The following is a 7214-nucleotide window of genomic DNA, read 5'->3' on the forward strand; positions in this document are numbered from 1 at the left end:
TCCCCCACCCGCCCCTCGACCGATCTGACCCGCCCCCGGGCGGCCCAGGCGGCCCGCGGGTCGTCGCCGGGCGGCGCGGCCGGCAGGTCGCGGCGCGCGGCCTGGCGCACGCTGCGCCAGCCGGCCGGCCGGCCGTGCCGCAGGGGGGAGTTGGCGAACGCCGCGGCCAGCACCGGCGCGATCGCGTGCGCGAGGTGCCACCGGCGGCCCAGCCCGTACGGCCCGGCGCCGTCGACGCCGGCCTCGAGCCCGATCCGGATGCCGGCGGTCGCCGGCTCCACCGCGTCGGGGGCCTCCTTCGGCGCCGCGAGCCTGCGCACCATCCGCAGGTCCTCGGCCATCCGCGCGGCGCTCGAGTCGATGCCCGGCGACGGCGGCCCGCTGACCACCGCGACCCGCGCGGAACCGGCGGCCAGGAAGCCGTGCCGCAGCGGCACCCGCTGCGCCGGCGGCCCCGGGGGATCGAGGAGAAGGTCGACGGCGAGTCCGACGAAGCCCGGCAGCGCGGGCGCGAAGGCCTGGTCGGCGACGAGCCGCTCCGCGGCCGGTTCGGTCAGCGAGATCACTCCGCTATCCTACTCACCCCATCAGAATTGGAGGCTATCCGGCGTCCGGGATGGACGGGCCGGGGGTCTGATGCAGCTGCTCGTGCAGGGCGGTGACGAGCTCGGTGCCGGTGAAGGGCTTCTCCAGCAGGTGCACGTCCGCGGGCAGCGTGCCGTGGGTGGTCAGCACCGGCTGGGCGTAGCCGGACATGAACAGCACGCGGGTCTCCGGGTGGGCGGAGACGATCGCCGCCGCGATGTCCTTGCCCAGCATGCCCGGCATGATCACGTCGGTGAGCAGGACGTCGATCGGCTCGGGGCGGTCCCCGGCGATCCGCAGGGCCTCGCCGCCGTTCGCGGCGGCCAGCACGGTGTAGCCGGCCCGGGCCAGGATCCGCCGGGTGACCTCGCGCAGCGCGGTCTCGTCCTCCACCACCAGCACCGTTGCCCCGTGTCCGCGCAGGTCACCCGTCGGCTCCGGGAGCGCGGCCGCCCGCACGACGGCCTCGGTCACCGGCAACAGCACGGTGATCGTGGTGCCGAGGCCCGGCTCCGAGTAGATCTGCACGGTGCCGCCGGCCTGGGTGATGATGCCGTAGACGGTGGCCAGGCCGAGCCCGGTGCCCTGGCCGCTGGGCTTGGTGGTGAAGAACGGGTCGAAGGCCTTGTCGATGACCTCCCTGGGCATCCCGGTGCCGGTGTCCGAGACCCGGATCCGGACGTACCCGCCGGCCGCGAGGCCGGCCCGGCGCGCGGCGTGCTCGTCGTCGACGTCGACCGCCGCGGTGTCGATGGTCAGGCTCCCGCCCCCGGGCATGGCGTCGCGGGCGTTGACCGCCAGGTTGACCAGGACCTGCTCGAGCTGGCCCGGGTCGGCCATCACGGGCGGGAGGTCCGCGGCCTTGTCGGTGCTCAGCGCGATGTGCTCGCCGATGGAGCGCTGCAGCATCTGGTGCACCTCGGTCACCACCGTGTTGACGTCCAGAGCGCGCGGCCGGATCACCTCCCGGCGGGCGAAGGAGAGCAGTTGGTGGGTGAGTTCGCTGCCCCGGCGCGCGGCCCGGGCGATCTGCTCGGCGTCCTTGGCGAAGGGGGTGTGCCGGCCGTCCTCGACGATGAACGAGGCGTAGTTGAGGATGACGGCCAGCAGGTTGTTGAAGTCGTGTGCGATGCCGCCGGCAAGCTGGCCGAGGCTCTCCAGCCGCTGGGTGCGCTGGAACCGCGCCTCCAGCTTCTGCCGCTCGGCCTCCTCACGCAGCGACTCCTGCTCGACCTGGGCGGCGAGGCGCTCGGTGACGTCGCGGACGGCGGCCACCACGATGAGCCCGCTGTCGGTGTCCAGCGCGCTGCACGAGATGTCCACCGGCAGCCGGCTGCCGTCGCGGCGCCGGGCCGTACGGGTGGCCCAGCCCGGCGTTGCGGTGGCGTCGGTCAGCCGCTCGGTGTTCAGCGGCGTCGAGTCGCCGCCGATCCGCAGCACCGCCGAGGCGGCGGGCAGGCCGTCGGGCAGCAGCCGGCGCACGGCCATGTGCGTGAGGTCGTGGCGCGGGAAGTCGAACATCCGCTCCGCCTCCGCGTTGACCAGCACCACGTTTCCGGCGTCGTCGACGCCGAGCAGCGCGTCCGGCGCGGCGTCGAGCACGGCCTGCACCCGCGCCTCGGCCTGCTCCCGGTCGCTGACGTCGCGTGCCGTCGTGGTCATGCCGATGATCGTGCCGTCGCGGTCCCGCAGCGGGGAGACGAGCAGCGACACCGCGATGGCGCTCCCGTCGGCGTGCAGCCGGTGCGTGCGGTACCGGTCCACCCGGCCGCCGAGGCGCATCAGGCTGCGGACCTCGTCCTCGTCGATCTTCCGTTCCGGCGGGATGATCGGGTCGATCGGGCGGCCCAGCATCTCGGCCGCGGCGTGCCCGTACAGGTGCTCGGCGCCCGGGTTCCAGGTCAGCACCACGCCGGTCAGGTCGGTGGTGACGATGGCGTCGTGCGACGACTGCACGATCGAGGCCAGCAGCGCCCGGGCCTCCTGCGCCTCGCGCTGCGCGCTGTCATCGCGCAGCACCGCTGTCACATAGGTCTCACCGTCCGGCGCCGCGACCGCGGCCAGGGACACCTCGACGGGGAAGACGCTGCCGTCCTGACGCCGTCCGTGCAGCGGCAGGCGGCGCAGCGGCGGATGCTCGCTGGCCAGATACCCGGAGCGGTAGCCGGGGTGAATCGACCGGACCTCGTCGGGCACCAGCTCGTCGACGCAGCGGCCGGGCAGGGCGCCGGGCGGGTAGCCGAACATCGCGTGTGCCCGGCGGTTGGCCAGCGCGATCACGCCGTCCGACCCGCTGATGATCACGGCGTCCGGTGCCTCCTCCAGCAGGAGGCCGGTCAGGGACCCTAGCGACCGCACCATCCCCCCGGTTTCTACCGATACGCACCATGCCCACCGTAAAGTCATTCGCATTCCCAGGGTCGAGGTTGCGCGAATCCGTGCGGCGGGAGGCGACATGGCAACCCCGGTGCGGCTGCCCGCCGCGGTCGATCCGAACCGGCCCAGCGTGGCCCGGATCTACGACGCCCTGCTGGGCGGCCACCACAACTTCGCCGCCGACCGGGCGGTCGCGACCCGCGCGGTCGAGTTCCTGCCCGAGATCCCGGGGATCATCGCCGCCGAGCGGGCCTTCCTGCTCCGGGCCGTCCGGTACGCCGCCGAGCGCGGCATCCGGCAGTTCCTGGAGCTCGGGTCCGGCCTTCCGGCCGGGGAGAGCGTGCACGAGGCCGCGCGCCGCGGGCGCACCGGCGCCCGGGTGGCCTACGTCGACTGGGACCCCACCGCGATCCTGCACGCCCGGGAGATCCTGCGCGAGGACCCGGACGTGGTCGCGGTGCCGGGCGACATACAGCGGCCGGAGACCTTCCTCGCCGACCCGGAGTTGCGCTCCGTGCTCGACTTCTCCGAGCCGGTCTGCATCCTGCTCGTCGGGGTGCTGCCTTTCCTACCGGACAGCCCGGAACTGACCGTAGCGATGCGGCGTTTTCACGACATCTCCGCGCCGGGCAGCCTCCTGGTCCTCTCGCACGTCACGGCGAGCGCTCGCGCGCGGCAGTTCGATCGCCTGGTCGACCTGCTCAGCCGCACCGGCACGCCGCTGGCGCCGCGTGACGACGACCAGGTCAATGCCCTGTTTGAGGGCTGGAATCCGATTGAGCCGGGTATCGTGCCCGCCGCCCGGTGGCATCCCGACCCGGGAACGCCGGCCGGCGCCGACCCCGCGTCGTGGTTGACGGTGGCGGGGGTGGCCGTCCGGCGGCAGGGGCCGCTGGGACTTTAATCACGACCCGATTCACGTCACGTTTACGCTCTGTTACCCTGGCCCGGCTTTGTCGCGTGAGGAGAGAACAGTATGCGTAGGAAGCTGGTGGCGGTCGCCACGGCCGGTCTGTTGACCCTGGGTGGCCTAACCGGGTGCGACGACAACGACCCCAGCGCGGCCTCCGGCGGTGGCGGCGCGGACAAGGTCGGCGTGATCCTGCCCGACACCGCGAGCTCGCAGCGCTGGGGCAGTGACGATCCCAAGCTGCTCAAGGCCGCCTTCGAGGCGGCCGACGTGCCTGTCGACATCCGCAACGCCCAGGGCGACGTGAAGCAGTTCGCCCGGATCGCCGACGAGATGATCACCAGTGGCGTCAAGGTCCTGATGATCGTCAGCCTGGACGCGGCCAGCGGAAAGGCCGTGCTCGACAAGGCGCGGGCCGCCGGGGTGAAGACGATCGACTACGACCGGCTCACCCTCAACGGCGACGCGGACTACTACGTCAGCTTCGACAACGTCGCGGTCGGCCGGCTGCAGGGCCGGGGCCTGGTCAAGTGCCTGACCGCCAAGGGCGCCGACCACCCGCGCATCGCGTACCTCAACGGCGCGCCGACGGACAACAACGCGACCCTCTTCAACGAGGGCTACAACGAGGTCCTGCAGCTGCGGTACGACGACGGCACCTACCTCAAGGGCCCGGAGCAGTCGGTGCCCCGCTGGAACAACGACATCGGCCGGTTCATCTTCGAGCAGATGTGGTCGCAGACCGATGGCAAGATCGACGGCGTGCTGGCCGCCAACGACGGCCTCGGCAACGCCGCCATCACCCTGCTCAAGCGCGAGGGCGTGAACGGCACCATCCCGGTCACCGGCCAGGACGCGACAGTCCAGGGCCTGCAGAACATCCTCGCGGGCGACCAGTGCATGACGGTCTACAAGCCGATCAAGAAGGAGGCCGACGCGGCGGCCAAGCTCGCGATCAGCCTGTTCAAGGATCAGAAGCCCACGGACCTCGGCAACCCGGTCAAGGACCCGGAGTCCGGCGGGTACGTGGAATCGGTGCTGCTGCCCCCGACGTCGATCTTCAAGAAGGACGTCAGCAAGGTGATCGCCGACGGCTTCGTCGACAAGCGGACCGTCTGCACCGGGATCTACCTCAAGTTCTGCGCCCCGAACGGCATCGAGTAGCAGCGTCCCCGGCCCGTCCGCCAGCGGGGGGACGGGCGGGACAGGCCGCGACCCTCAGCAGCGCCCCGGCCGGTGTGGCCGACCGTGGCTCCCTCGTCCCCGTCGCCGAGGTCGGCGTCCCGGCGGCCACCGGCGACGGCGGCCGTGCGCACGAACCAGTCCGAGGCGTCGGCGCAGGCCGGCCGGGATCGTCCCACGAGAAGTACATTCGACGAGGCCGGAGAACCAGGCCGGCTTGCCGGTCGTTGACCTCGTCGTGAAGGGAGCATCCCCGGTGGCCCACGATCACGATCCGGGCCGCACGTCGCGGCGCCGCCAGACGGCGATCGCGGCCGGGGTGGCCCTGGCCGTGCCGGCGATCGCCGTGCCGATGGTGTTCGCGGCCCGGGACCGGCCCGCCGCCTCGCCCGCGCCCCCCGTCGCGGCAGCGCCGCCGTCCGTTCCGGTAATCCGGCCGTCGCCGGTCACGGTCGCACCGCGCCTGCGGTCCACGCCGCCGTCCTGGGCGGACGCGCCGAAGGGCATGCCGGACTCGCACGGCTGCCCGGTCACCGCGGACCGCCTGCTGGCCGCGTTGCGCGACAGTGAGGCCTACGGCTCGCTCGCGCCGACGACGGCCCTCAACGGCATCGACTGCTACGGCGGCTACGCGCTGGGCATCACGGATCCGGTGGGCGCGGACCCGGCGACGGTGGTCTTCCGCTACCGGGAGCCGACCAACTCGTGGACGCCGCTCGCGGGCGGCACCTCGGGCCAGTGCGACGGCGTCGTCCCCGAGGTGGTCCGCGCCCACCTGGAGCACTGCTCCTAGCGACCCGCACCGCTCAGGTCATCAGGACGTGCGGCCGGGCGAACCCGTTGAAGCGGGACGCGTAGACGGTCGTGTAGGCGCCGGCCGAGCCGATGAGCACCTCGTCGCCCTCGCGCAGGTCGGCGGAGAGCGGGACGTCCCGCGCGTACGTGTCCTGCCCGTCGCAGGTTGGGCCGGTCACGTGGAAGCGGCGCCGGTTGGCCGAGCCGCGGTTGTCCCAGATCGGATAGTGCAGGCCGCCGCCGGACTCGAGCACCTCCATCATCCCGTTGAAGACACCGAGGTCGGTGTGGATCCAGTGGCCCGAGGGCCGTTGCGCGACACCGATCACCCGGCACCGGAACGTGCCGGCCACGGCGACGATGCAGCGGCCCGGCTCGGCGAAGACCTCCACCGGGTACGGCAACTGGGCGATCCCGGCCGCGGCGGCGCGCCCGAACACGGCCAGCGCGGGCACCGGCCGGTCGTATGACGCGGGGAAGCCGCCGCCGATGTCCACCATCTGCAGGCGGATGCCCGCGCTGACCAGTCTGGACAGCACGGAATAGACATCGGCCAGCGGCGCCTCGAGCGCCGCCGGTCTCAGGGACTGGGAACCGATGTGGAACGTGATCCCGTACGGGACCAGTCCGAGGTCGCGCGCGCGGACGAGCAGGTCGATCGCGCCGCGGACGTCCACGCCGAACTTTCCCTCGCTCGGCACGACGCTGGCCGCGCCGCCGGTGGCGAGCCGGGCGTAGACGCAACTGCCCGGCGCCTCCTCGGCGACCCGGTGCAATTCCTCCCGCGAGTCGACCGCGAACCGGTACACGCCGGCCTGGGCCGCCTGCCTGGTCTGTTCCCGCGCCCGTACCGGATTACTGAAGATCAGATCCTGTCCGCGCACGCCAAGTGCCCTGAGAATCTTGATTTCCTCGATGGATGCGACCTCGAATCGCGATCCCGCACGTTGCAGTACCCGCAGCACGCCGGGATCGTTATTGCATTTTGTGGCATAGAAGGGTCGCACCTGGGGGAATGCGTTTCGGAATTCGTCCAGGGCGGCGAGGATGCTTGCGGCCCTCATCTCGAGCACCGGCGCCCCCGCCTGACGAGGATCGCTGGGGGTTCCGGCCTCCGGATCGGCTTCCGGAGAATGGGGAGATATGGTGCGCAACGGGAGGCCCCTTCACGCTGGGTTATGAATTAACTCCTGAGCGTACACCCCGCATATGGCCTGGTGAATACCTGTGACGTGCCGAGAATCGCCTGCCCAGGGGCCTGAAAGCAGGTTCGGGGCGCCCGGCCGGGCGCCCCCAACATAACTACCCCACCGATCCGATGGTGCGCAAACCGAAGACCGCAGACAAACGATTCACAATCTTGAGA

The 7214-nt window shown here is 72.0% G+C and carries 6 protein-coding genes; 3 read left to right on the plus strand and 3 right to left on the minus strand.

The window, feature by feature from the left end; all coding sequences use genetic code 11:
• A partial coding sequence (locus AB0F10_RS42935) for a glutamate-cysteine ligase family protein (protein ID WP_360639629.1) occupies positions 1-566 on the minus strand: 566 nt, incomplete at its 3' end.
• Between the two features lie 34 nt (positions 567-600).
• Positions 601-2946, minus strand: coding sequence for a PAS domain S-box protein (locus AB0F10_RS42940; protein ID WP_360639632.1), 2346 nt, complete (start codon positions 2944-2946; stop codon positions 601-603).
• A gap of 94 nt (positions 2947-3040) precedes the next feature.
• Between AB0F10_RS42940 and AB0F10_RS42945 the strand changes: the two genes are divergently transcribed.
• The 3 genes from AB0F10_RS42945 to AB0F10_RS42955 all read left to right on the plus strand — a co-directional run bounded on the left by AB0F10_RS42945 (position 3041) and on the right by AB0F10_RS42955 (position 5846).
• Complete coding sequence (locus tag AB0F10_RS42945; protein ID WP_360639635.1) at positions 3041-3865, plus strand: SAM-dependent methyltransferase; 825 nt, start codon at positions 3041-3043, stop codon at positions 3863-3865.
• 72 nt (positions 3866-3937) lie between these two features.
• Positions 3938-5035 carry a substrate-binding domain-containing protein gene (locus AB0F10_RS42950; protein ID WP_360639638.1) on the plus strand — a complete coding sequence of 366 codons (1098 nt, stop codon included), beginning with the start codon at positions 3938-3940 and terminating at the stop codon, positions 5033-5035.
• 274 nt (positions 5036-5309) lie between these two features.
• Positions 5310-5846: a hypothetical protein gene (locus tag AB0F10_RS42955; RefSeq protein WP_360639641.1), complete on the plus strand. Its 537-nt coding sequence runs from the start codon at positions 5310-5312 to the stop codon at positions 5844-5846.
• Positions 5847-5859: 13 nt separating this feature from the next.
• Here the strand turns inward: AB0F10_RS42955 and AB0F10_RS42960 are convergent, their stop codons facing one another.
• Entirely contained in the window at positions 5860-6912 is a 1053-nt protein-coding gene (locus tag AB0F10_RS42960; protein WP_360639644.1) for a type III PLP-dependent enzyme, read from the minus strand.
• Positions 6913-7214: the final 302 nt, after the last annotated feature.

The organism is Actinoplanes sp. NPDC026623, assembly GCF_040638275.1.
GTDB lineage: Bacteria > Actinomycetota > Actinomycetes > Mycobacteriales > Micromonosporaceae > Actinoplanes.